The organism is Candidatus Koribacter versatilis Ellin345 (assembly GCF_000014005.1).
GTDB lineage: Bacteria > Acidobacteriota > Terriglobia > Terriglobales > Acidobacteriaceae > Korobacter > Korobacter versatilis_A.
In genome coordinates this window covers 4,053,942-4,078,521 of sequence record NC_008009.1, presented here as the reverse complement: position 1 = coordinate 4,078,521, position 24,580 = coordinate 4,053,942, and the positions used below count along the sequence as shown (strand labels likewise).

The following is a 24,580-nucleotide window of genomic DNA, read 5'->3' as shown; positions in this document are numbered from 1 at the left end:
CGGTGAAACCCTCATGTTCGGCCCAGAAGGGAAGCTTGCCCTCGCCCAGGCGTTTCCAGTCCGCAGCGTAATCAAAATGGCGGATGGAGATCTCAGCGCCAAAGGCGTGGATGATGGCGCCATGCTCGTGCGGGATCGCAACCGAGAAAAATTCCTTTGGGTCGTATTCTTTCTTCCAGGCCTTCTGCATGGCGCGGTCGAGTTGCGCGTCGGTAAAGCGGTCCAAGCGGCGTTGCAAAAGGAACAGGCTCACACCTGTGGTACGCCGGCGGGGTTTCCCAAAGAAGAGCCGCTTGAACATGGTTTCGATAATAAAGGAGCGCGAGCAGATGTTTGTGTCGCGCATAGTTGACAAAGTCAATAAAGTGGTTGACATTATCTTGCATGGGCGAAGGCTTGCAGTCGCGGATTCGAAATGTCCGTAGTTTTAACCGGTTCTACACGCGGGAGATTGGCGTGCTCCGCGAGAGTTTCCTCGATGCGGGGTTCACGTTGCCCGAGCTGCGGGTACTGTACGAAGTGGCGCACGAGGACGGGATCACGGCTTCGCAGATTGCCGAGCGACTCGGGATGGACCCGGGCTATGTGAGCCGACTGGTCCAGGAACTCAAGGCCCGGCAGTTGTTGTCGCGAACGAAGTCGACGGAAGACTCGCGGCAAACCATCCTGCGGCTGACGAAGCGCGGCGAACAGCAGTTCACGGCGCAGAACAAGCGCCAGAATGAAGAAGTTGAGAAGATGCTGGCGAAGATCCCGGAGTACGATCAGCGGCAACTTGTTTCAGCGATGAACACTGTCCAGCGGATTCTCGGCGGCACGACAACCTCCAAGAGTGCCGTCATTCTGCGAGAGCCGCGCCTTGGCGATATGGGATGGGTGTTGTGCGGACATGGCGAAGGCTATGCCGATGTCTATGGCCTCGACGTGCGGTTCGAGGCGCTCGTCGCGCGAATCCTTGCGGACTTCATGGCATCGCGCGACCCGGCGAAGGAACGAGCGTGGATCGCTGAGCGCGATGGCGAACGCATGGGCTGCGTGTTCCTGGTACGGCATCCGGAGCACAAAGACACGGCGAAGTTGCGGCTATTGTGGGTGGAGGCGGCAGCGCGCGGCCTGGGCGTGGGCAAGGCGCTAGTACATGAGTGCACGCGATTCGCGAAACAAGCCGGGTACAAGCGGATCGTGTTGTGGACGAACAGCGTACTTGCGACTGCACGAGCCATCTATGAGCGCGAGGGATATACACTCGTGTCGGAGCAGGCAGAGCCGATCTTCGCGCAAGGGCAGAGGGCGCAGGAGTGGGAGTTGGGACTCTAGGTCGTCAGAGCGGAGGTCTTGATCTGTAATTGGTCGAAAGCGATGCGGACCGTTGCGCCGGAAGCGAAGAGGATCTCGTGTTGCAGCTGGCCATTTTCGTTGATGATCAGCTCGTCATAGCCCCAATCTCCAAAGTTCGGTTTGGGGCCGCTCGGAAACAGAGAAATCGCGCCGGGGAAATTTACTTCTGCTGTGTGGATGCCCCGGTATTCAAACTCGTACAGTTGCTTCTCGTCGAAGGGAACCGCGCGAATCCGCACCACCGCTTGACGATGTTTGCGACTCACCTTGGTCCGTAATAGCAGGTCACCAACTTCAAGGCTGGCGAGCGTACCGTCGTGCAGAGATTCAGTCGTGAAGAACTGCTGAAGACGTTTTGAGAGCTTCGGAAGCACGTCCTTCAACTGTGCTTTGTAGGCGTCCAAGCTCTCTTGCCACGACTTGTATCCAGATTGCCACTCGCCCGGACGATTGACCCCTAACCACAGTTCGGGAGTGAAGTATTTCATTCCGCGACTTTAGAATGGCGATGAACATTGGTCAAATTCGCCCGCAAGACACGCGCTCGCATCCTCGTGTAAAATAAGGAAGCTTCCGGAGAGTGAAGACAGCGCGCGCCGCCTGGCGCGGTGCAATGAAGTTCCCGGTTTCCACGGAAACAGACTTTTAACTCCCGACGACAGCGAACATTGGCGCGAGAAAACGCGGCCGAATTTTGTCAGGAGACAGACATGGCGAAGATTGCAAAGACAGCAGACCGCAAGAAGGTGATGGACACCACCAAGAGCACGGATTGCCCGAAGTGCGGCAAACCGACGCGCATCGTGAAGCGCACCAAGGACCGCGAGCGCAACGTTCCGGGCGGGGTTTACATCTCCTGCTCCGCTTGCGAGTTTTTCGAGAAACTGTAAGAAGTTTTGTTACCGAGAGGCCGCCTGCGGGCGGTCTTTTCGTTTTGCAAAAGAAAACCTCGCTTCCGCGAGGTTGGGGTTCTTCTTATTATTCGAGCGAACAAGCTTGTTTAGGAGCCGACGAGGCGCTCCAGCGCCGGTTTATTGCGGATCGTCAGCGTGGAGCCCTTCAATACTGCAATCTGTTTCTTGCGGAACTCGGCGAGGACGCGGGTCACGGTTTCACGCGACGTGCCGATGATCTGCGCGATCTCTTCGTGAGTGAGTGAGAGTTTCACCTTAACTTCACTCTGATCGTGGAAGCCGATGGTCCATTCGAGAAGCAGGCGCGCGAGGCGTTCGGGGGCCGAGTGCGAAAGGCCTAGCGACCGGATCTGCTGGTAGGCCGATTGGCAGTCTTTGCTGAGGTGTTGGGCGGCCTGGAGGCAAGCGTCGCCGTGCTTCTGAAGGAAGCGGAGGAAGTCTTCGCGTTTGATGAAGTTCAACTGGCAGGGCTGGCCGGTCTCGGCGGTTATCTCGTAAGGCGATCCGGAGACGGTGGCATGGAGGCCGAGCACTTCGCCGGGCTGCGCGATCTTTAGAATCAGGGTCTTGCCGTCACTGGAAGTGGTGGACATCTTGACCCGGCCCTTGCAGAGCATATAAATGCCGCGCGGCATCTGGCCTTCGACGAACAATACGGCGCCCTGTGGGTAGGCGGCGGTGTACTTGATCTTGTCGAGGGATTCGAGGGCTGGGCGGGGTAGTCCGCAGAAGAAAGAGTCGGTTCGGAGCTTGCAAATTAAACAATTTTCAACGAGTTCGAAGCCATAAGGTGAGCCCACTACGCACCTCCAATTTGTGACAAGTAAACATTACGCTTGTGATAAGACGGGGTTTATCCCACTTTCAGGGACTCGACCCACCTAGAACGTCACAATTGCCTCCCAAGTTGTTGGAATAAAACCAGTTCTGGACAGCTACTCGGACCGCTTTGAGCGAACTCGGGGGCGAAATCTGACTTCTAAGTGGCTGTATGCCCAGAATGGGCAGGTCGGTTACTGGAGGAACACGATGAGAAAGTTATCGGTTGTTTTGATGGCGCTCGCGCTGTGCGGAATTGCGTTCGCGGCAGACGAGCAGGGTCAGGTGCAGGAACGCGTGCAGCGAGCGGGCACGGTGTTCAATGAGATTATGTCGGCTCCCGACAATTCCATTCCCGGCAACGTGCTGGAGAAGGCCAAGTGCATCGCGATCGTCCCGAGCATGGTCAGCGGCGGCTTTGTAGTCGGCGCGAAGCATGGACGCGGCGTCGCTACTTGCCGTACCGCTAGTGGCTGGAGCGCTCCGGCGTTCTTTGAAGTGACCGGCGGCAGCTACGGCTTGCAGATCGGCGCGCAGAAGACCGACCTCGTAATGCTGATCATGAATGACAAAGGCATGCAGCAACTGCTGTCGAGCAAGTTCGAGCTTGGCGGCGAAGCTGGTGTCGCGGCTGGACCAGTAGGACGCCAGGGTACCGCGGCCACCGACTGGAAGATGGATGCCGCAGTGTTGACGTATTCGCGTTCGAAGGGCGTGTTCGCCGGCGTGGATCTTTCCGGCGCAGCGATCAAGCAGGACGACGACTCGACGAAGGCGTTCTATGGGAAGCAAGTGAGCTTTAAGGATGCGTTGATGGGGCAGGTCCCACCTCCGGCACAAGCGAAAGACTTCCTGGCGCAGATCAAGACGGCTACGGCAGCCCAGGCTTCGGCGGCGGCCCACTAAGCAAAAACATCTAGACCGAAGGACGCTCTCATGAGCGTCCTTTTTCTTTTTGCATCAGTTCCCATGCAGTTTTCCTCAGGAGTGGACGGATTGGATTCATCCCGGGGAAAAAGCCTCTCAGAATGGTTGCGAAAGCAGTTATAGTGAGCGCAGAGGGCGTTTTTTCGCGCATTTATTCACTTCATGGCCCGCAACGGCAATCCACAATTTCCGGACGAACGTAGCACCGCGACGCGTGCTAAGGCGACCGAACCGGAAGAACTCGATGATCGCTTTTCCGATCTTGAACCGGAAGAGGACTCGCCTTTTCTGCGATCGCAGAAGCGTGTTCCAGTGCGGCGCGGACCGTTGCCATCGAAGAAGGCGGCGAACCGCGTCAAGATTGCGCTGATTGTTCTCGGAGTGCTGGTAGTCATCGGCGGCGTTTGGATGGCGCTCTCGGCTTACGGCGAACATTCGTGGCGCTTCCGGTTGGAGTCGAGCGACAGCATTGAAGTAGGCGGCAACGAGCACATGTCACGCGGAGAGATCACGCGCGTATTCGGCGGCGACATCAGCCGCAACATTTTCGCTGTGCCGCTCGATGAACGTAAGAAGCAGGTTGAAGAACTGCCGTGGGTGGAGTCGGCGACGGTGATGCGCATCCTGCCGGACCGCATTCGCGTGCAGGTGACGGAGCGCAAGCCGGTGGCATTCGCGCAGATTGGATCACGCGTGCAACTGATTGATGCGCACGGCGTGCTAATGGAGATGCCGTTCAGCACCACGAACAAGTATTCGTTTCCAGTGATCTCTGGAATGCATGAGAACGAGCCGCTCTCGACGCGGTCGGCGCGGATGAAAATTTATCAAGAGCTCGTCAAGGAACTCGATGCGAGCGGCGAGCACAATTCAAAGTCGTTGAGCGAAGTGGATGTAAGCGATCCGGACGACGTGAAAGTCACGGTGGAAGACGCGGATGGCGCGGTGCTGGTGCACCTGGGATCGCAAAACTTCGCTGACAGATTTCATCTGTACGTCACGCATTTGAAGGAGTGGCGCAGCCAATACCAACATCTCGATTCGGTGGACCTGCGCTACGACCGGCAGGTGATCCTGAATCCCGACTCGCATCCGAGCGCGGCCAAGCCGACCGCTCCGGCGGTAGCGCCCGCAGTCGAAAAACCTGCAGTGGCGAAGCCTGCCGTTGCGAAACCAACAGCACACACGAGCGGAAGACGGCACTAGCCAGGGCAATGGGTAAAGTTCAAGAAAACATATTGACGGTGTTCGATGTAGGCAGTGCCAAGACCTGCGTGCTGGTGCTCGACGTAAATGATCACGGCTTCCAATATCGCGGGCACGGAGTGCGCGAATCGCGCGGCACTCGCAAGGGCCAGATTGTCGATCTCGAAAAAGCCACCGCGGCCATCCAGAAAGCTGTCGAGGAGGCTGAGTCGATTGCGCAGGTGCCAATCGAGCGCGGCATTGTGGGTGTGGCGGGGCCGCATATTCGTGGCATCAACAGCCAGGGCGGGATCGCCCTCGGACCGCGTGCCCGGGAAGTGACGCGCGAAGACGTGAAGATGGCCGTCGAGCGCGCACGCAGTATTCCTCTGCCGGGCGACCGCGAAGTGCTGCACCTGCTGCCGCAGGAATTCATGATCGACGAGCAAAACGGCGTCCATGATCCCGCGGGCATGATGGCTCGCAGCCTGGAAGTGCGGGTGCACGTTGTGACTGCCGCGCAAAGTTCGACGCAGAACGTCGTCACCGCGATGAACCGCGCGGGCATTCACATTGATGACGTGGTGTTTGAACCGCTGGCGTGCGCGGACTCTGTGTTGCGCACCGACGAGCGCGAAGTCGGCGTGGTGCTGGCAGACATCGGCGCAGGCTCGACGGATGTGATCGTGTATTACGAAGGCGCGGTGGTACATACGGCGGTGATTCCCGTCGGCGGGGATCACTTCACCAACGACATTGCGATCGGCCTTCCGACGCCGCTTTCGGAAGCCGAGAAGATCAAGAAGCAGTTCGGATGCGCCGTAGTCACGCGGATTCCTGAGCCGAACGAAGTGGAAGTGCCGTCCGTGGGTGACCGTCCTTCGCGGTTGATTCAGCAGCGGTTCCTCGGAGAAATCCTGCAGCCACGCGCGCAGGAGTTATTCGAGATGTTGCGCGATAACCTGCGGCAGGCGGGCGTGCTCGAGTTATGCGGGGCCGGGATCGTAATGACCGGCGGCGGCGCGCGCATGCCGGCCCTGATGGAAGTGGCGGAAGACCTTTTGCGACGGCCGGGTCGCGGATCGTTACAGGCGCGACTGGGGTATCCGGCGCCGATTGCGAACATGCCATCGGAGCTTGCAGAGTTGGAGTTTGCCACTACAATCGGACTCGCCTATTACGCTCATCGCACACGTTTGCAGAGAAGCCAGCAACAGGATGCGGGCCTGGCATCGCGGTTGAAGTCGTTGTTTGCGCGGAGAGAATTTTAGAAGTTAGGTTCAACGCAAGATGGCCACGCCGGATCCCCGAGGCCGGCACACGGACAGGGAATGACCGAGAAAAAAGACCTTCGAATCCAGTTCAACGAAGAGCCGACCAACAACGCGAAGATCAAAGTCATCGGCGTCGGCGGCGGCGGCACCAACGCGGTGAACCGAATGATCGACGCCAAACTCGAGGGCGTCGAGTTCCTGGTCGCCAACACCGACCTGCAGGCGCTGAAGCTGTCGCGCGCACCGATCAAGCTGCAACTGGGCGTGAAGCTGACCAACGGCCTGGGCGCGGGGGCGAACCCCGAAGTCGGCCGCAAAGCCGCGCTCGAAGATGCCGACAAAATCATTGAGGCGCTGGAAGGCGCGGACATGGTCTTTGTGACCACCGGCCTCGGCGGCGGAACAGGCACCGGCGCAGCGCCGATCATTGCCTCGCTGGCGAGCGAGATGGGCGCGCTCACCGTGGGCGTGGTGACCAAGCCCTTCGCCTTCGAAGGCCGCCGACGTCAGTCGCAGGCCGAACGCGGGCTGGACGAACTGCTCGAGTCGGTGGACACCATGATCGTGATCCCCAACGAGAAACTGCTGGCCGTCGCGCGCGATGCCGGCTTCTTCGAGTCATTCCGTGTCGCTGACGACATCCTGCGCCAGGCAGTGCAGGGCATCTCCGACATCATCACCATCCCCGGTATCATCAACCGCGACTTTGCCGACGTGAAAACAATCATGGCCGGCATGGGCTACGCCGTGATGGGCACCGCTACCGCGAAGGGTGACCGTCGCGCAGTGGAAGCAGCACAGGCAGCGATCGCGTCACCGCTGCTTGAGGCCGGCGCCATCGATGGAGCGCGCGGCATCCTGATCAACGTGACCGGATCGAGCACGTTGAAGTTGGCGGAAGTAAACGAGGCTTCGACGATCATCCAGAGCGCTGCGCATGAAGACGCGAACATCATCTTCGGCGCGGTGCTCGACGAGAAGATGAAGGACGAGGTCAAGATCACGGTCATCGCCACGGGCTTCAAAGGTGAGGCTACCAAGCACGAAGCGCACCATGTCTCGACGGCGCAGCAGGCGATTCACACCGCGCGCACAGGTTTCCAGGTCAAGGGCTCGACGCCGGTGATCAACACCGTTCCGCGTCCGCCCGCGCCCGATCCAGATCCTGAACCTGAGCCCGGACCCGCGCCAATGCCGGAACCGCCCGCGCCTCCAGTGCAGGCTGCGGCGGCAGTGCCTCCGCCACCCGCTCCTGAGAAGGCGAAGAAGGATTTCGATCGGGATGATTTGGATGTGCCGGCGTTTTTGCGGAAGCGGGGCGAAAGCAGCTAAACCGCAATACGACAGCAATCAGGGCGCGACCTCGGTCGCGCCTTTTGTATTAGTCTCGTCCCTTAGTTCCTGCCCTTTCGTGCAATTTTTAAGTGAATTGTGGGATTGTTCCTGATTCGAGCCATTGATATTTTCGTTATAGAAATCGCAACGCGGAACCATTTAAAACAACCGGGGTTAACAGCTTTCGTGGTATTAAAAAGAGGTAGCTCTGCTCTGGGCTCCGCAACTGCGATTCGGGGTCTCCGGCAAGCGCCGTTTTTTGTGCTTGGTGGGGATCTCACGACGGGTACTCGGCATCGGTTGTATTGGGGTGCTTGCGTTGGTCCCTTGGGTTGAAGCCAGAGCGGGAGCTCAGGTATTATCGAGGTAGTTAACCTCAGGACGACACGCAGCAAACAGCCAGTTCGGCCAGACGGTCCCTTGCAGTTAAGGACAGCATGAAACGAAGCGTCAACGTCGCCCTTGGAATGATTGCCAGCCTCTCGATGGGGCTGAGCGCACTGGCTGCCACGATTCAAACCACCCATACAACCAAGAAGAAATCTACTGCCAAGGTGACGGAGTCGTCTTCGGCGCAGAAGCGCAAGACTGCGATCAGTCACAGCCGCACCCAGGTCAAAGGCAGAAGTAAGAGCGCGAAAGTCGCGCGCCGCCGCTACTACGAGCGCTTTACCGGCAACTCGTTTATTGAAGGCGATCAGGGTATTGGCGACGTTACGACCGGTGAAGATCCAGTCGTGCGCGCCGCCGCGATTGATGCCCTCGGCAATATGAATGGCACCGTCGTCGCGATCGATCCGAACAGCGGACGCATCCTCGCGATGGTGAACCAGAAGATGGCGCTGGCGGAAGGCGCGCAGCCGTGCTCGACCTTCAAGGTCGCCGTGGCTCTCGCAGCGTTGAACGAGCAGGTCATCACCAAAGAGACCAAGGTTTCGCTGGGCGGGTCGTACAGGGTCGACCTGACTACCGCGCTGGCGCATTCGAACAATGCGTATTTCGAGGCTGTGGGCCGCAAGCTGGGATTTGAGAAGGTCAGCTACTACGCGCACCAGTTCGGCCTCGGCGAGCTTGCCGGATGGAACGTGCAAGGCGAACATCTCGGTCAGTTCCCGAGCACCGAACTCGCGGAAAGCTTGGGCGGCGTTGGTAAGATGTGCTCGTTTGGCGAGAGCATCTCGCTCACCCCGTTGCAACTCGGCGCGCTGATTGCCGCCATCTCCAACGGGGGCACGCTTTACTACCTGCAGCATCCTACGACGGCGCAGGAAGTGACGAGCTTCACGCCGCGCGTGAAGCGCTATCTCGACATCAAGCCGCTGATTCCGGAGATCTCCGACGGCATGGCCGGCGCGGTGAACTACGGCACGGCCCGCTCGCTGCGCACGAACTTCTACCAGGAGCCGGTACTCGGCAAGACTGGCACATGCTCGAAGGACGGCGTTCGCCTGGGATGGTTTGGATCGTTTGCCGATACGCAGTACGGACGGATCGCAGTTGTGGTCTTCCTGCAAGGTGGACGCCCGACGTTTGGACCCAAGGCTGCGGAGTTGGCCGGGAAGTTCTACCGCAACCTGTACGATCACGACTTCTTCGCAGTCCGAGCGCCCTTGACGCCGGTGCACGCTGCGCAGAGAACAGTCACCGACGAACAATAAGGGTTCAAGACGTGCGAAGGCCTCCCCGAGCGGGAGGCCTTTTCCTTTGCGACGCGTTACGCCTGCGGCTCCGATTCCGGCCGCCCGGGCGGGCACCACCCGCGATGTTCGCGCCAGTTCTGCTTCATGCGTTCGCGCTCTTCGGGCGTCATGTTTTTCCACTTCTCCCAGTCGCGACGGCGTCCCCAGCCACCGCGGTGTGCGTGGCGTCCGCCGATGCCGCCGAACAGGATGCGGCACAGGACCAGCAGGGCCAGCGCTTGCCAGAAGGTGATCAGCTTCCACCCGAAGAGTCCGGGCAGCAGCCAGTTCCACAGGTACATCACCACGTTTCCGCCGATGAACAGGAACAGTGTGATCGCCACAATCCCGATCGGAATCATCCACCATTTACGTCTCATTTCACTCACCTCATGTACTCGACAATTCGTCGTGAATGTCCTGCAACCGTTCGCGCAAGCGTAGGACTGCATATCGCTTGCGGGCGAGCAGCGTGTTCACGTTCACGCCAGTCGCCTCTGAAATCTCTTTGAAACTCTTGCCTTCCAACTCGTGCGCGACGAAAACTTCGCGCTGTTCTTGCGGAAGCTCTTCGATCGCAGCGCCCAACTCATCGATGAGCACGCGGCGCAGGTACTCCGCTTCGGGCCCCGCGTCGGGCGACGGCAGCAGGTCTTCGAAGTGCAGCGCCTCGCCGTCGTCATCCTCGTCGTCCAGGTCGCTGAAGTTCTCCGGCTGCTTCTTGCGAAACAGATCGGTGATCCGGTTGCGTGCCACGGTGTACAGCCACCCAGTGACGTGTTCAATCGGCATCAGCAGGCGATTGGCTTCCACCAGTCGCGAGAAGACGTCCTGCAGAACATCCTCGGCGTCTTCAGGATCGGCGACGCGACGACGAATGAAATTGCGCAGCCGGCCGCCTTGCTCCTTCACCACTTCGGTGATCTGCCGGTCCTGCTCGCTCATCGCTGCGCTGCTCACTTGCGCGTCCACCCAGTGCTGAAGACGGAGGAATCGCGGAAATATTGTGTTGGGGCAGACTACACCACGCAAATCGCTGAAAACAGTGAGCGAGCAGGCGTGGGCCGCGCCCGCTGCTAGAATCAGTGGGCTCCCATGGACTCGCACAAGAAGCGGTCGCTAACCTGGATCCTCATCGCTCTCTTATCGGTCTCGAGTGCTGTCTGTCAGACCACGAAGAAACCCGTCCACAAGAAATATCCGATCGGCGGATCGGCGCCGAACGGCGCACGGCTCAAAGCCGCTGATCTCGATGCGCGCCTGGCGAAATGGCGGCGCACGCCAATGCCGTTCGACAGTGAAAAGCTGGCGGCGCGCGATGTGTGGATGATCCAGAAGCTGGTGACTGCATGCCAGTATCTGGATGCGATCTATTGGCGGCAGTCCGATCCCGATGGGCTGACGCTCTACAAGCAGCTTGAGTCGAGCAAGATTGCACGCGATCAGAAGATCGTGCGCATGCTGCAAATCAACGGCAGCCGCTGGGACCTCCTCGACAACAGCCAGCCGTTCGTAGGCGATGAGAAGATGCCGGCTGGCCATGCGCTCTATCCGGCGGGCATCACACGCGACGAAATTGAGAAGTACGTCAAAGATCATCCGGAAGAGAAAGACGCGATCTACAACGAGCGCACGGTACTTCGACGCAATGGCAGTGAGTTGCAGGCGATTCCGTATCACGTGGCGTATCGCGCGTTTCTGGAGCCGGCAGCGCGGGCGTTGAAGGAAGCCTCGGCGCTGGCGCGCGACAAGGCCTTCGCAAACTTCCTTCGCATGCGCGCCGATGCGCTGCTGAACGACGATTACTATCCGAGCGATGTGGCGTGGCTGGAGCTGCAGAACCCACGTTTCGACATCATCATGGCGCCGTACGAGACCTATCTTGACGACCTGCTTGGCGTGAGGACGAGTTACGGCGCAGCGGTGTTGATCCGCAATGATCACGAGAGCCGGCGGCTTGATCTCTATGAAAAGTACGTTCCGGAGATGCAGCAGGCACTGCCGCTGACTGCGGAGGACAAGCCTTCCAAAGAAGGCCAGCGCATGCCGATGGAAGTGATGGATGCGCCGTTCCGCACCGGCGATCTTGGCCATGGCTACCAGGCCGTCGCCGACAATCTGCCGAATGATCCGAAGATCCACGCCGAGAAGGGCACCAAGAAGATCTTCTTTAAAAACTTTATGGATGCCCGCGTCAACTACGTCGTGATTCCGATGGCGCAGCTTGTGATGGACTCGGTGCAAGCGACGAAGGTCACGGCAGAAGGCTACCTGGCGACGACCCTGATGCACGAGATTGCGCACGGTTTGGGGCCGGCCTTCGCGCGCGGGCCCAACAAACTGGTGGATATCCGGGAGGCGATTGGCGCCAGCTACAGCGGCCTGGAAGAAGCCAAGGCCGACACTGCCGGCATGATTTGCCTGCAATGGATGATCGACCACGGATATATCCCCAGGACGAAGTCCGACGAGTACTACATTACGTATGTCGCCGACCTCTTCCGGGCGATGCGTTTTGGCGCTGGAGAAGCCCATTCCGCCGCCGAGACGATGGAATTCAACTACCTCGCTGAGCAGGGCGCCATCAAGCGCGACGCAAATGGCCGATATTCGGTGGACACGGGCAAAATTCCGGCCGCCGTAGCTGCATTAGCCAAAGAGTTACTAGAGATCGAGGCCACTGGGGACCGCGATCGCTGTGAAAAATGGTTCTCCCATTACGGAAGTTTTCCGCCGGAGTTGACCAAATCTCTGGACGCGGCGAAGAATGTTCCAGTAGATATAGACCCGGTCTTTTCCTTCCCCAGGAAGCTCCAGTAGGAGGCACGATGAACATGGACGACCGTCGCAAGTTTGAGCGGATCGCATTGCCCGATTCCACGAAAGTCTTTGCGCACGACAAGCAGGGGGAACGGCTTGGCAGAGTCCGGGTGATTGGCCGCGGCGGACTCCTGATCGAGACCCGCCAGGCGTTCGATCCCGGCAGCCATCATGAACTGGTGCTGGTTGACGATACCGAGGGCATCAAGCGTCCGGTGCCGGCGGTGGCGCGATACATTACGCCGCAGGGGATTGGCTTCGAGTTCGAGACGCTGGAACCGGATGCCGCGGTGGAGATCGGCGTCATCATCGGGAAATATTATTCGGCGACAGCAGGGCATTAGCCCGTAGGACGTCGCGGAGAATGAAGAAGGCCGGCTTGCGCCGGCCTTTCGCTTGCGCGGATTTAGCCTATTTTGCAGCCGCTGCGAGTTCCACCCAGTCAGGATGGGCGCGGTTCGGGATGATGCCCTTCTCATAGCCCATATCAAGCAGCTTGGAGACAGCATCCCGTCCGTCGGGACCGTAATCGAGGGTACGCTCGTTCACGTACATGCCGACGAACTTGTCCGCCGATTGCACGTCGAGGTCGCGTGCGAACTGCATGGCGTACTCGAGCGCTTCAGCGCGGTTATCCAGCGCGTACTGAATGCTGTCGCGCAGGGCCACGCAAACGCTCTGCATCAGGTCCGGCCCGAGGGTCCGCTTGATCGCGTTGCCGCCCAACGGCAGGGGCAGCCCGGTGAGGTCGCGCCACCACTTGCCCATGTCGAGGACTTTATGCAGCCCGCTGCGGCTGTAGGTCAGCTGGCCTTCATGGATGATGAGGCCGGCTTCGTACTTGCCCGCAAGCACCGCCGGGATGATCTGGTCGAACGGCACCACTTCGGTCTCGACGTCCGGCGAGAACAGCTTGAGCGCCAGGTACGCGGTGGTCATGGTTCCCGGGACCGCGATCTTCGTCTTGCAGGCCTCTTCCGGCGTGAGCTGCTTGGTCGAGATGATCATCGGCCCGTAGCCTTCCCCGACGCTACCGCCGCTGGGCATCAGCGCGTACTTATCCTGCAGGTACGGATAGGCGTGGAACGAGATCGCCGTGACGTCGTAGAAACCATCGAGCGCCTTGCGGTTCAGGGTCTCGATGTCCGTGAGTGTGTGGTTGAATTTCAAGCCAGGCACGCGGACCTTGTTGGTCGCGAGCCCATAGAACATGAATGCGTCGTCCGAATCAGGACTGTGCGCTACGGCGATTTCGCGCACGTGCGCGGATACACTGCTACCGCTCATTACCTCTCCCCCAAAATCTTGCAGGCCTCAGCGGCCAATTACTGGATACGACGGAAGCGCGTGGCCAGACCCGCCGAAGCCATGATCTTGATAACTTCACCGAAAACGAACCAATATCCACCGAGCATCAGGGCCTTTTGCCAGGAATGCGTGAAGGCATAAAGCCAGCTGATGCCACCGACAAACAGAACCAAATCACCCGCGATCGCCGCTATCAGGTTGCGTGCGAAGGACGGTTCGCCGCGCTCGGAGATCAATCCGGCGACGAACGCGACCAGCGGGAACGCCCAGAGATAGCCAGCGGTTACGCCAAGCAATCCACCGGAACCCGCGGCAAATACCGGCACTCCCATAGCGCCGTACGCGAGATAAAGCAGGCCGGCAGCGCCGCCGCGCTTGCTTCCCAAAAGCAAGCCAACCGCGAGCAGCGCAAAGTTCGCCAGCGTAAACGGAACCGGCGAGAACGGGTTAGGAATGCTCAAACGGGCACAAATCGAAATGACGAGACTGGCGCCGACAACCAGCGCGATGTCGCGGGTAATGCTATGAGTGCGATCAATGCTAGCGGTACGAATGGAATTCATTTCCCCTCCATGAGGGATGGGTTAAGCCTGCGGCTCCTGTGGCGGATTCTCAGGTTCCGGAGCGTGTTCCTCCGGTTTGCCGAGGTGTTTGCGGACCCGAACATACAACGCCGCCGCAACGCCTAAAACGGCAATCACTGAGATCACCAGGCCTATGTACAAAGCCTTGATAAACACAGGCCTTTAGGATATCAGAGCAGCCCCTAAGGGCCATGTGGAAACTCGCCTTAAACGGCGCCAGAATCTGCCGGATTTGGGGCTGGTACTATTGCGGGACTTTTAATTTCCGGGTGACGAGCCATGTCCTTGCGCCGCAGTGCGTTCCTCCTACTCATGCTTTCGTTTACGGCCTGCTTTGCGGAAGAACGTCCCTCCGCCAATACGATCATCACCAACGCCCATATCTATACTGTGGACGCGAACCATCCCACGGCAGAATCGGTGGCGATCCTCGGCGACAAGATCGTGGCTGTCGGAACCAACGCCGAGATCGACGCTTGGCGCGGGGAGAAGACCCAGGTCATTGACGGCCGCGGGCACCTGCTTCTCCCCGGATTCAACGACGCGCACGTCCACTTCGTTCCCGGCGGCCAGCAGTTGGACTCCATCAACCTCCGCGAAGCTGCAACGCCCGAGGCGTTCAAGCAGACCGTCGCCGACCGGGTGAAGAAGACCGCGAAGGGCGAGTGGATCACCGGAGGCGACTGGGACGAGCAAAAGTGGAACCCGGCGGTGCTGCCGACGAAAGAACTGATTGACGCTGTCAGCCCGGAAACGCCGGTCTTCGTCACCCGCTACGACGGCCATATCTCCCTGGCGAACTCCTACGCGCTGAAACTGGCGGGTATCACCGCGAAAACCAAGGCCCCAGCGGGCGGCGAGATCGTTCGCGATAAGAGCGGCAATCCAACCGGCGTGCTGAAGGATGCAGCGCAAGGGCTGATGTACGCCAAGATTCCCGACCTCACGCACGATCAGCGCGTCCGCGCGGCGAAGCGGGCGCTGGCGCATGCGGCGTCGGTCGGCGTAACCAGCGTTCAGGACATGAACCCGAGCTATGCCGATATTGCGGTGTATTCGGAGTTGGCAGAGAAAGGCGAACTGACCACGCGCATTTATGCAGCGCCAATGCTCGAAGGCTGGAACGATTTCGCCAAGATCGGCGTTCGTCGGGCGTGGGGATCGCCGTATCTGCGCTTCGGCGCGATGAAGACCTACGCCGACGGATCGCTCGGCGCGACGACCGCGTACTTCTTCGAACCCTACACCGACGCCCCAAACTCGCGCGGCTTGCTCTCGGAAGAGATGCATCCGATCTCGGCGGAGCGCGAGCGGTTGATCAAAGCCGATGCCGCACACCTGCAGATCTGCGCCCATGCTATCGGTGATGCCGGCATATCGACGATGCTCGATCTCTTCCAGGATGTGGTGAAGGCCAACGGAACTTACGATCGGCGCTGGCGCATCGAGCACTCGCAGCATCTCGCAGAGAAAGACTTCCAGCGCTATGCCGATTTGGGCGTGATCGCCTCGGTGCAGCCATATCACGCGATTGACGACGGCCGTTTTGCCGAGAAGCGCATTGGATCGGATCGGATCAAGCGGACCTACGCATTCCGAACTTTCCTGGACAATCACGTGCGCCTGGCCTTCGGCACCGATTGGACAGTCGCACCGCTGGCGCCGATGTGGACAATCTACGCGGCAGTCACGCGCGCTACGCTCGACGGCAAGAATCCCGACGGCTGGGTTCCGGAACAGAAACTGAAAGTAAGCGAGGCTGTCGAGGCTTACACCATGGGCTCGGCCTACGCGGAGTTCCAGGAGAACGTAAAGGGCTCCATTACCGTGGGCAAATACGCCGACATGGTGCTTCTGAGCGACGATATCTTCAAAATCCAACCAGCCGCAATCAAAGACGTGCAGGTCGAAGTCACGATGGTCGGAGGCAAGATTACCTATCGCAAGTAGCTGCCGCGCCTGATGGCAATTACTGCTTAAAGTAGTGGTAGAGTTTTTGACCGGAGGATGGAATGAGAACTCTCCTGCTCGCCTTTGTCATGCTCACGTCGTTGTTCGGATTCTCACAAGCGGATCCTTGGAAACCGGTTGCCGACGCGCTTGGGCGCAGCGGAAAGGAACAGCCCGGCGGCGTTTATAAGGTCGGCTTACCGCGTGGCGACATGCATGTGACGGTCAACGGCGTAGCGTTGAAACCAGCGCTCGCCCTCGGGTCGTGGCTGGCGTTCAAGTCCATGGGCAGCGAGATGATGGTGATGGGCGATCTTGTGCTCTCCGAAGATGAAGTTGAACCGGTGATGTTGAAGCTGCAGCAGAGCGGCATCGAACAGACGGCGCTGCACAACCATGTACTGCATGAATCGCCGCGGGTAATGTACATGCACATTTCAGGACACGGCGATGGCGCGAAGCTCGCGGCCGCTCTACACGATGCCATTGCGCTGACGAAAACGCCGACGCCGCCAACTGGGGCGACTCCCGCGGCAAAACCAGACGGGCTCGAGATTGATTCCGAAGCCGTGAGTTCAGCACTTGGCCGAAAAGGCAACGTCAACAGCGGCGTCCTGCAGTTCTCAGTTCCGCGGGCCGAGAAGATCATGGATGGCAGCACCGAGATCCCACCGTCGATGGGCACAGCGACGGCCATCAACTTCCAGCCAACGGGCGGAGGGAAGGCAGCGATCACCGGCGACTTTGTGCTGATCGCGAGCGAGGTCAACCCGGTCATCCGCGCCCTACGCGGGGGCGGGATCGAAGTGACGGCGGTCCACAGCCACATGCTTACGGAAGAACCGCGGTTGTTCTTTATGCACTTTTGGGCAAATGACGACGCCTTGAAACTGGCGAAGACTTTGAAGTCAGCGATCGATAATACCAACGCCGCCGCAGGAGGGAAGTAGATCATGCGACCGATCGCACTCGCATTGCTCATCGCGTGCGTATGCCCTCCCGCGCTGGCGCAGAGTGGAAAGACACTGAAGCAAGTCGCGACCATCGATCTTCCCGGGCCTTCGGGCAAGCGGTTCGACTACCTGACGACGGATGACGACGACCACTGGCTTCTGTCGGGCCATCTGGGTGCGGGGATCCTGTACGTGATCGACATGCGCACGAACCAGCTCGTGCATGCAATTCCAGATGTGCCCGGCGTGGAAGGCGTGGAGTATGTGCCGGAACTGAAGAAGGCCTACACCTCCGATTGGAAAGAAAACAAAATCGGCGTGGTGGACCTGAAGGCGATGAAGGTCATCAAGAAGCTGCCCACGGAAGACAAGCCCGACGGGAGCACCTATGCCGCGCCGTTTCACAAGCTGTACGTCTCCGATGAGCGGGGCAAGGCAGAAGTCGTAATTGACGTGAACACCGACACGATCGTGAAGACGCTGCACTTCGATAGCGAGACTGGAATGCCGCAGTACGATCCGATCGCCAAGGTCGTTCTGGTGAACCTGCAGGACAAGAACGTGATTGCGGCCATTGATCCGGCGACCGATACGGTTGTCGCGCTCTATCCGGTTACGGACTGCAAAGGTAACCACGGCATGGCTCTGGACGCGGCCCATCGGCGGGCGTTCCTGGTTTGCGAAGAGAGCAATCAGCTGGCAGTCTTCGATCTTGAGAAGCACAAGACCATCGCATCATTTGCAATCCCTGACGGCGGGGACGTGGTGAAATTCGATGCGGGATGGGGACGTATCTACGTAGCGTGCTACAGCGGGGCAATCTCGGTGTTTCACGAGGATGATCCCGATCACTTCCGCAAGCTGGAGGACTTCAAAGTGCAGGCCAAGGTGCACAGCCTGGCGGTCGATCCGGCGACGCATCGGGTCTACGCCCCCGAAGAGCAGGAAGACGGGAAGCCGGTGGCAAGGATGGTTGTGTATGATGCGGTGCGTTGACTAGCCGAAAACCGATCCCAGGCTCTCGCGCAGCCAGAATTTGGCTTCGATTTCGCATTTCTTGCAGCAGAAAACGCCGGTCTCTCGCGCGCGGCTGTAGGCTTCCGCATATTCTGAGTTGCACCACGTACAGGTTTGTACGGACTGGTTCGTGCTGTAACGGTCAGCTTGCATGCTGCACTCCCTGAATCGAGTCAAGCTCCGATGCGGCGAGAGTACGTGGAATTACTACCGGAAGCAATTAACAAAGTTATGCGGAACCTTGAAGAGAAATAGCGGACGGGGAACTACCGCTCGGGGCCCAGCAGGTCCTTGATGGTTTCACGTCGTCGCACGACTTTTGCGCGCGATCCTTCGACCAAAACCTCGGCTGGTCTGGGTCGCGTGTTGTAGTTCGAAGTCTGCGACATGCCATAGGCACCGGCGTCGAGGATGGCGACGAGATCGCCTTCTTCAAGGTGCGTAAGCTCGCGATCGCGGGCGAAGAAATCGCCGGTTTCACAGACGGGACCGACCACGTCCACCGTTTCCGCGCCAGTGCCGCGCGGCTCGGCGGCGACAATCTCATGGTAAGCGCCGTAGAGCGCGGGCCGGATCAGGTCGTTCATGCCCGCATCCACGATTACGAATGTCTTGCGACCGTTCTTCTTCGAATAGACCACCCGGGTGAGCAGTGCACCGGCAGGACCAATGATCGCGCGACCCGGTTCCAGCAAAAGATGAATGCCAAGGCTGTTGAGCGGCGGCAAGAGAGCCGCGCTGTAGTTTTTCGCGGAAGCCTCGAAGGCCTTGAGGCTGGTGTCACCATCGCGGTAGGCGATCCCGAGGCCACCGCCGCCGTCGATGAGACGAATATTGTGGCCCTGGGCGCGCAACCCGCGGACGAGATCGGCCACGCGTTCCATGGTGGCGTTGAATGGCGCGACGTCTGTGATTTGCGAACCAATGTGCACGCTGACGCCGGCAGGCTCCAGCCACTCTGTCGATGCCGCCTGCGCATAGAGCAGGGCAGCGTCTGTGATCGGTACACCGAACTTGTGCTCGCGCAGCCCCGTGGAAATATACGGATGCGTTTCTGCCGGGACGTCGGGATTCACGCGGAACGCGATGCGCGGCTTTTTCCGCAGCTTTGACGCCCGCGAGGCGAGCAACTCCAGCTCAGATTCGCTCTCGATATTGAACAGCAGAATGTCCGACTTGATCGCCAGGTCCATCTCGGGCGCGGTCTTGCCAACCCCGGAGAAGACGACCTTCTTCGCCGCTTTCTTGTCGACCACCAGTACTCGCTCAAGTTCGCCACCGGAGACGACATCGAAGCCGGAGCCGAGCTTCACCAGCATTTTGAGGATGGTGAGGTTCGAGTTCGCCTTCACCGAATAGCAGATTGTGTGCGGCACCTTGCCGAAGGCACGGTTGAAGATGTCGAAACGCTCGCGGATCGTCGTCGCGGAGTAAGTGTAGAGCGGCGTGCCGAACCTGCGCGCCAGATCCGATGCGGCGATCTTCTCCACGTGCAGCTTGTTGGATTTGTAGACGAAGCCCGGAGGCCGCGACGGCAGCGATGGTTTCACTTGCGCGCCCTTCCTGCTTTTACTTTCAGCGCGACAATGGTTTGGTCGTCGAAGGTTTCCACGCCGACGGCATGATCGCACACGGCGTTGTAGATCGAATCGACAATCTTCTGGGCCGGTTCGCCGGCAAACTCGCATACCAGGCCTTCGACGCGGCCACTGCCGAAGAGTTCGCCTGCACGGTTGCGCGCGTCGAGAATACCGTCGGAGAAGAAGACGAAGACGTCGCCGGCTTCGGCGCGAATCGCAGTCTCTTCATACTCGGCGCTGGCGAAGAGCCCGAGTGGCAGACCGGTCGCATCAATGCGCGTGACCTTGCCCTTGCGGCAGTGCATGGGGCGCGGTAGTCCCGAGTTCGCGAGTCGCAAAGTCCGAGCCGAGTCATCCCAAATGGCATAGATCAGCGAGATGTACTGCGCATCAATGGGACGATCGGAAAGCGATAAATTGACGATGCTCAGCATCTCCGCGGCGCCCGGCTCTTCCTGCGAATGTGAGCGCAGGATGCCGCTGGCCAGCGCGGCATAAATGGCCGCGGGTGCTCCTTTTCCGCTGACGTCGCCCACCGCGATGCCGTGCAGATAACCGCCGGAGTACCGGAGAAAATCGTAGAGATCGCCGCCGATGGCGCGGGCGGGAGAGAACTTGGCGGCGACCTCAGCGTGAGTCATCTTCGGTAGCGACGCCGGAAGCAAGTGATGCTGCAACTCGCGGGCGAGCGCCATGTCCTGCTCGAGCCGCCGCTCCTGTTTCACGATCTGCTCGTAGAGCCGGGCGTTTTCAATCGCGATGGCGATCTGCGCGGCAAGCGTGGTTAGCGTGCGCTTGTGATCTTCTGTGAAGAAGCCGCGCTTGGTGTGCTCAAGGTCGAGGACTCCGATGACTTTGCCCTTGTAAACCAGCGGTACCGCCAGCTCAGAGCGCGTCTCCGGATTCAGCATGATGTAACGCGAATCTTTGCGGACGTCGGGGACGAGCACAGCTTCGTTCTTCCCGACGGCATAACCCACCAGTCCGCGGCCCAGCGGGATATCGTGCTTGAGGTGGATGTTCTCCTGGAAGCGCAGTGAGAAGCGATGTTGCAGTTTCTCGCCCATCGGGTCGAGCAGCAGGATGGAGAACATCTGGTAATCAATCACGCGCGTAAGAAGCTCGCCAACCCGCTTCAACAACTGATCGAGGTTGAGAATCGACGTCAGTTCGCGGCTGATCTCGTTGAGCAGCAGCAGCGACTTCGCCTGGTTCGAAACCCGCGTGTAAAGCCGCGCGTTTTCGATGCCAATCGCCACGCGTGAGGCGATCACCGTCAGCAACCGGCTGTGCTCTTCGGTGAAATAGTTCTTCTGCGGCGCCTCGATGTCGATTACGCCGATGACCTTGTTCTTCACGATCATCGGGATCGCCAGTTCGGAGCGTACATCGGAGACCGAGGTAATGTATTCCGGGTGCTTGGAGACGTCATTCACCAGCACCGGCTCGCGGGTCTGTGCCGCAGCTCCGGTAATACCCTGGCCAATCTTGATCCGGGTGCGCTCGATCGCCTCCGCCGGATGCCCGACCTGGAAGCGGATCCGCAGTTCTTGCGCCTTTTCGTTCACCAGCAGGATGGCAAAGATGTCGTAGTTGATGATCTTGCGCACCAATCCGGCCACGCGCGTAAGCAGCGTGTCGAGGTCCAGTGTCGTGTTGACGACATCGGCCACCTCCAGCAGAAACGCGTCTATGGAGGGATGTTGTTGGGAAGCCTTCATGCGCAGATGCACCATAATAACAGCCGGAAATCCACAAAAGTCTTTCACCACCAAGGGCGCGAAATATCACGAAGGATATCGGGTCAAGGCGTTTCCTACGGCCGATTTTGCCGGATTTGAAGTCAAAATTCCTTGGTGAGCCTTGGTGTCCTTCGTGGTTAAAGATTTTTGTTTAGAATGACTCCCGCAAGGAGGCTTATGACTCTTCCTGAGTTCTGGCAAATTGTGGAAGCAGCGAAACGCGAGATCAAAGAAATTACAGTTTCTGATCTGAAGCACATGCAGCAGTCCGGCGAAAAATTCGCTCTCGTGGACGTGCGGGAGCGCGAGGAACACGCAAAGGGAATGATTCCTGGCGCAGTGGCAATCCCGCGCGGTGTTGTCGAGCGCGACATCGAGCAGGCCACGACCAACAAGCAGCAGCCATTGGTCATCTACTGTGCAGGGGGCGCTCGTTCTGCGCTGGCCGCGCTCAACCTCAAACAAATGGGTTTCGAAAACGTGATGTCGCTCGCCGGCGGCTACACCGCGTGGGACAAAGAGAAATAGGAGCAAGACTATGGACCTGCAAGGGCTGAAGATCACGTGGCTCGGGCACGCAACATTTCGCGTCGTAACGCCGAAGGGAACCCACATTCTGATCGATCCCTGGGTCATGGGCAATCCCGCCTGCCCTGAGACCGAGAAGCAAGTGAAAAAGGTGGACGTGATGCTGATCACGCATGGCCACTTCGACCACATTGGCGACGCCGTCGAGATCGCGAAAAAGCATTCGCCCAAAGTCGTGTGCATCCCAGAGATGGGCGCGTGGTTACAGAAGAAGGGCGTGAAGAACGTCGCCGAGATGAATAAGGGCGGTACGCAGCATGTGGGCGACATCGCCGTCACGATGGTCCACGCGGTGCACTCCTGCGGCATTACCGATGGCGATCAGGTTGTGTACGGCGGCGAGGCCTGCGGCTACGTGTTGAAGTTCGACAACGACGTGACCCTCTACCACGCGGGCGACACCATGGCGTTCAGCGACATGAAGATCATCCATGAGCTGTGGCGTCCGCAAATTGCGATGCTGCCGATTGGAGACCACTACACCATGGATCCACGGCAGGCTGCCTACGCGGCAGAACTGCTCCAGCCAAAGGCGATCATCCCGATGCACTTTGGCACCTTCCCGGTGCTCACCGGCAAGCCTTCTGAGCTTGAGAAGTTTGTCGAAGTCTGCGATGTACACGAAATGAAGCCAGGAGAAACGTGGTCCTAAATGAAGTCATTCATGGATGAAAAAGTTGACGCCTATCTGTACGAAATACTTCCGCCGCGCACGCCTGTGTTGGAAGAAATGGAGCGCCAGGCGAAGCAGCGGGACATCCCTATCGTAGGTCCCGCTGTGGGTCGCGTGCTCTACCAATACGCGAAGTTGATCGATGCGAAAACCGTCTTCGAGATGGGCTCGGCGATTGGCTATTCCACCATCTGGTGGGCGATGGCCGTCGGCGAGGGCGGACGCGTGTATTACACCGATGGTGACGAGAAAAATGCGCGTGAAGCGGAAGGATACTTCCGCCAGGCCGGCGTGTTAGATCGCATCGAGATACACGTTGGAGATGCGCTGGAGGCGTTAGCCAAACGCAGCGAGCAATTCGACATTCTCTTCAACGACGTGGACAAGCACGACTATCCGCGAGTCTTCGACATGGCTGCGGCGCACGTTCGCAAGGGCGGATTGTTCCTTACCGATAACGTGCTTTGGAGCGGACGCGTGACCGAGTCCAATTCGCAGGACAAGTACACGCGCGGAATCCAGGAGTTCAACCAGAAGATGAAGGCTTCGAAAGATTGGTTCGCGACGATCACGCCGTTACGCGATGGCGTGGCCGTAGCGACGCGCCTCTAGGTCAACGGCCGACCAATTTCCCAGTGATGCCCGTAGGGGTCCATCACGCGGCCCAATCGCCAGCCATATTCCTGGTCTTTCACCGGTTCGATCGCTTTGCCGCCGGCCGCTACCGCGCGATCAAAGAACGCATCAGGGTCGCTCACGGTGAGGACCATCCGCGTGGTTGCGCCGCCGAGCGATTCGGGGCTGAAGTTCTTATGGTCCGGAGATTCATCCGCGATCCAGAACTCTGCGCCTTGAATCGATAGCCTCGCGACCACCGAGCCATCGTTCTCCAGGCACTCGACGACCTGCGCGGCCAACGCTTCCTTGTAGAACTCCAGAGCCTGTTTGCCTTGGCGTACCGAGAGCATCGGTGCGAGTGAGGTTTTTCGATATTCGCTCATCAGGGTGTGAAGGTTAGCACGCCTGCCTGGTCCCTGCACGCTCCGGCGCTGTAACTAAAGGCCCCGGTAATGCTCGGCTTAATGCCCGCCGCGAGGTCGCCCTCAATCCTCATCGCCCCTGTACCGCCGGACGATTCCTGGGTTACGGAGTTGATCACCACGATTGAGCCTGCCAGATATCCCGAGGTGATTCGTCCCGAAATCTGGCACTGCGATCCCAGTGACGTCAGCGTGCCGGAGAGCGGATACACTCCGTGCCCGTTGGCATTGTCGCTCTGCGCAAGCGCGAGGCTCACGCTCGACACGGACTTGTCGGCATGTTCGTCGAGTGCATTCCACATGCCGGAAATCGTCGGCATGAGATTCGCGGTGAGGCTGCCTTCATCACCGTTGCTGCAACCGCCGGTGAATGAGTAGCTGCCGACCATCGAAGAATCGTGGCCGATGAGCGAGGCGCGCAGCGTCTGGCCCTTGATCGGCAGCGACGTGAGGCTGAGCGTATCGCCTTCAATCGTTCCGCTCACGGCGACATCCTTATCCACGTTGAAGCAACGCGAACTGGCGACGTGCAGGATTCCGCTGACGGTATGATCGTGCTGCTCGAGGTGGCCGCCAATCAGGAACTGTCCGGTGCCGGGCCGCGTGGAGGACGACGCGCCAAAACTCCAATTGCCGGAGGCGATCGACATCTGCTGGGAGTTGAGCGAGGAGTTGAGGTTCGCAGCGCCGCAACCAAACAACATCAGCAGAAGAAACGCGACCGACACTCCGCTGATGAGTTTGCGCACAAAAGGGCTCCAGGTTCCCCAAGGTTCGGCAAGTAGTTTACGACGGAATTGCTCGTTACGAGTACCTTTCCGGTGAGAGGAGCAGAACAGAACTGCGGGATGTCC

At 59.2% G+C, this 24,580-nt stretch carries 27 protein-coding genes; 16 read left to right on the top strand and 11 right to left on the bottom strand.

Annotated elements, in window-relative coordinates; genetic code table 11:
• The first annotated feature begins 76 nt into the window (after nt 1-76).
• Together ACID345_RS27535 and ACID345_RS17875 are read left to right on the top strand one after the other, a co-directional pair.
• On the top strand, nt 77-352 hold the full coding sequence (locus ACID345_RS27535) for a hypothetical protein (protein WP_408609930.1): 276 nt from the start codon (nt 77-79) through the stop codon (nt 350-352).
• Between the two features lie 104 nt (nt 353-456).
• A complete protein-coding gene (locus ACID345_RS17875; RefSeq protein WP_187148848.1) occupies nt 457-1,317 on the top strand; it encodes a bifunctional helix-turn-helix transcriptional regulator/GNAT family N-acetyltransferase in 861 nt (286 codons plus the stop codon).
• Here ACID345_RS17875 and ACID345_RS17870 read toward each other — a convergent pair.
• On the bottom strand, nt 1,314-1,826 hold the full coding sequence (locus tag ACID345_RS17870; protein WP_011524256.1) for a hypothetical protein: 513 nt from the start codon (nt 1,824-1,826) through the stop codon (nt 1,314-1,316). The genes ACID345_RS17875 and ACID345_RS17870 overlap by 4 nt on opposite strands.
• 222 nt (nt 1,827-2,048) lie before the next feature.
• On the opposite strand from ACID345_RS17870, the gene ACID345_RS17865 reads away from it, so the two are divergent.
• Nucleotides 2,049-2,228, top strand: coding sequence for a hypothetical protein (locus ACID345_RS17865; RefSeq protein WP_041855845.1), 180 nt, complete (start codon nt 2,049-2,051; stop codon nt 2,226-2,228).
• Nucleotides 2,229-2,338: 110 nt separating this feature from the next.
• Here ACID345_RS17865 and ACID345_RS17860 read toward each other — a convergent pair whose 3' ends face one another.
• Complete coding sequence (locus tag ACID345_RS17860) at nt 2,339-3,052, bottom strand: Crp/Fnr family transcriptional regulator (protein WP_011524255.1); 714 nt, start codon at nt 3,050-3,052, stop codon at nt 2,339-2,341.
• Nucleotides 3,053-3,281: 229 nt separating this feature from the next.
• Between ACID345_RS17860 and ACID345_RS17855 the strand changes: the two genes are divergently transcribed.
• From ACID345_RS17855 to ACID345_RS17835, 5 genes are all read left to right on the top strand, one after another.
• A complete protein-coding gene (locus tag ACID345_RS17855; RefSeq protein WP_011524254.1) occupies nt 3,282-3,977 on the top strand; it encodes a lipid-binding SYLF domain-containing protein in 696 nt (231 codons plus the stop codon).
• A 183-nt stretch (nt 3,978-4,160) separates the two neighbouring features.
• Nucleotides 4,161-5,204 carry a cell division protein FtsQ/DivIB gene (locus tag ACID345_RS17850; RefSeq protein WP_011524253.1) on the top strand — a complete coding sequence of 348 codons (1,044 nt, stop codon included), beginning with the start codon at nt 4,161-4,163 and terminating at the stop codon, nt 5,202-5,204.
• 8 nt (nt 5,205-5,212) lie between these two features.
• Nucleotides 5,213-6,454 carry a cell division protein FtsA gene (ftsA, locus tag ACID345_RS17845; protein ID WP_011524252.1) on the top strand — a complete coding sequence of 414 codons (1,242 nt, stop codon included), beginning with the start codon at nt 5,213-5,215 and terminating at the stop codon, nt 6,452-6,454.
• 60 nt (nt 6,455-6,514) lie between these two features.
• Nucleotides 6,515-7,789 (top strand): cell division protein FtsZ, encoded by a 1,275-nt coding sequence (gene ftsZ, locus ACID345_RS17840; RefSeq protein ID WP_011524251.1) that lies wholly within the window; start codon nt 6,515-6,517, stop codon nt 7,787-7,789.
• A 440-nt stretch (nt 7,790-8,229) separates the two neighbouring features.
• Nucleotides 8,230-9,450 carry a penicillin-binding transpeptidase domain-containing protein gene (locus ACID345_RS17835; protein ID WP_011524250.1) on the top strand — a complete coding sequence of 407 codons (1,221 nt, stop codon included), beginning with the start codon at nt 8,230-8,232 and terminating at the stop codon, nt 9,448-9,450.
• A 56-nt stretch (nt 9,451-9,506) separates the two neighbouring features.
• Here ACID345_RS17835 and ACID345_RS17830 read toward each other — a convergent pair whose 3' ends face one another.
• Together ACID345_RS17830 and ACID345_RS17825 are read right to left on the bottom strand one after the other, a co-directional pair.
• The gene (locus tag ACID345_RS17830) at nt 9,507-9,851 is read right to left on the bottom strand and encodes a hypothetical protein (RefSeq protein WP_011524249.1); all 345 of its coding nucleotides are present in this window, start codon (nt 9,849-9,851) and stop codon (nt 9,507-9,509) included.
• A 10-nt stretch (nt 9,852-9,861) separates the two neighbouring features.
• Nucleotides 9,862-10,431, bottom strand: coding sequence for an RNA polymerase sigma factor (locus ACID345_RS17825; protein WP_228370666.1), 570 nt, complete (start codon nt 10,429-10,431; stop codon nt 9,862-9,864).
• Nucleotides 10,432-10,566: 135 nt separating this feature from the next.
• Here ACID345_RS17825 and ACID345_RS17820 point away from each other — a divergent pair, with 135 nt between their 5' ends.
• Together ACID345_RS17820 and ACID345_RS17815 are read left to right on the top strand one after the other, a co-directional pair.
• On the top strand, nt 10,567-12,291 hold the full coding sequence (locus ACID345_RS17820) for a hypothetical protein (RefSeq protein WP_011524247.1): 1,725 nt from the start codon (nt 10,567-10,569) through the stop codon (nt 12,289-12,291).
• Between the two features lie 14 nt (nt 12,292-12,305).
• Entirely contained in the window at nt 12,306-12,635 is a 330-nt protein-coding gene (locus tag ACID345_RS17815) for a PilZ domain-containing protein (protein ID WP_187148847.1), read from the top strand.
• Between the two features lie 67 nt (nt 12,636-12,702).
• On the opposite strand, the gene ACID345_RS17810 is transcribed toward ACID345_RS17815, so the two are convergent.
• On the bottom strand, nt 12,703-13,578 hold the full coding sequence (locus tag ACID345_RS17810; protein WP_011524245.1) for an MqnA/MqnD/SBP family protein: 876 nt from the start codon (nt 13,576-13,578) through the stop codon (nt 12,703-12,705).
• Between the two features lie 38 nt (nt 13,579-13,616).
• The gene (locus ACID345_RS17805) at nt 13,617-14,162 is read right to left on the bottom strand and encodes a biotin transporter BioY (protein WP_011524244.1); all 546 of its coding nucleotides are present in this window, start codon (nt 14,160-14,162) and stop codon (nt 13,617-13,619) included.
• Nucleotides 14,163-14,462: 300 nt separating this feature from the next.
• On the opposite strand from ACID345_RS17805, the gene ACID345_RS17800 reads away from it, so the two are divergent.
• From ACID345_RS17800 to ACID345_RS17790, 3 genes are all read left to right on the top strand, one after another.
• A complete protein-coding gene (locus tag ACID345_RS17800) occupies nt 14,463-16,133 on the top strand; it encodes an amidohydrolase (protein WP_011524243.1) in 1,671 nt (556 codons plus the stop codon).
• A gap of 62 nt (nt 16,134-16,195) precedes the next feature.
• Nucleotides 16,196-17,083: a DUF1259 domain-containing protein gene (locus ACID345_RS17795; protein ID WP_011524242.1), complete on the top strand. Its 888-nt coding sequence runs from the start codon at nt 16,196-16,198 to the stop codon at nt 17,081-17,083.
• Between the two features lie 3 nt (nt 17,084-17,086).
• The gene (locus tag ACID345_RS17790; protein WP_011524241.1) at nt 17,087-18,082 is read left to right on the top strand and encodes a YncE family protein; all 996 of its coding nucleotides are present in this window, start codon (nt 17,087-17,089) and stop codon (nt 18,080-18,082) included.
• On the opposite strand, the gene ACID345_RS27010 is transcribed toward ACID345_RS17790, so the two are convergent.
• From ACID345_RS27010 to ACID345_RS17780, 3 genes are all read right to left on the bottom strand, one after another.
• Nucleotides 18,083-18,256, bottom strand: a complete 174-nt coding sequence (locus ACID345_RS27010; RefSeq protein ID WP_187148846.1) for a hypothetical protein — start codon at nt 18,254-18,256, stop codon at nt 18,083-18,085.
• 113 nt (nt 18,257-18,369) lie between these two features.
• On the bottom strand, nt 18,370-19,653 hold the full coding sequence (gene lysA / locus ACID345_RS17785) for a diaminopimelate decarboxylase (protein WP_011524240.1): 1,284 nt from the start codon (nt 19,651-19,653) through the stop codon (nt 18,370-18,372).
• Nucleotides 19,650-21,404: a GAF domain-containing protein gene (locus ACID345_RS17780; protein ID WP_011524239.1), complete on the bottom strand. Its 1,755-nt coding sequence runs from the start codon at nt 21,402-21,404 to the stop codon at nt 19,650-19,652. The genes lysA and ACID345_RS17780 overlap by 4 nt, the downstream gene beginning before the upstream one ends.
• Nucleotides 21,405-21,602: 198 nt before the next feature.
• Between ACID345_RS17780 and ACID345_RS17775 the strand changes: the two genes are divergently transcribed.
• From ACID345_RS17775 to ACID345_RS17765, 3 genes are read left to right on the top strand one after another with little or no spacing between them, the layout of a single operon-like run.
• The gene (locus ACID345_RS17775) at nt 21,603-21,953 is read left to right on the top strand and encodes a rhodanese-like domain-containing protein (protein ID WP_148210159.1); all 351 of its coding nucleotides are present in this window, start codon (nt 21,603-21,605) and stop codon (nt 21,951-21,953) included.
• Between the two features lie 10 nt (nt 21,954-21,963).
• Entirely contained in the window at nt 21,964-22,665 is a 702-nt protein-coding gene (locus ACID345_RS17770; protein ID WP_011524237.1) for a metal-dependent hydrolase, read from the top strand.
• Nucleotides 22,666-23,298, top strand: a complete 633-nt coding sequence (locus ACID345_RS17765) for an O-methyltransferase (RefSeq protein ID WP_011524236.1) — start codon at nt 22,666-22,668, stop codon at nt 23,296-23,298.
• Here the strand turns inward: ACID345_RS17765 and ACID345_RS17760 are convergent.
• Together ACID345_RS17760 and ACID345_RS17755 are read right to left on the bottom strand one after the other, a co-directional pair.
• A complete protein-coding gene (locus ACID345_RS17760; RefSeq protein ID WP_228370665.1) occupies nt 23,295-23,654 on the bottom strand; it encodes a VOC family protein in 360 nt (119 codons plus the stop codon). The two genes, ACID345_RS17765 and ACID345_RS17760, sit on opposite strands and share 4 nt — an antisense overlap.
• A gap of 32 nt (nt 23,655-23,686) precedes the next feature.
• A complete protein-coding gene (locus ACID345_RS17755; protein ID WP_011524234.1) occupies nt 23,687-24,475 on the bottom strand; it encodes a hypothetical protein in 789 nt (262 codons plus the stop codon).
• Nucleotides 24,476-24,580: the final 105 nt, after the last annotated feature.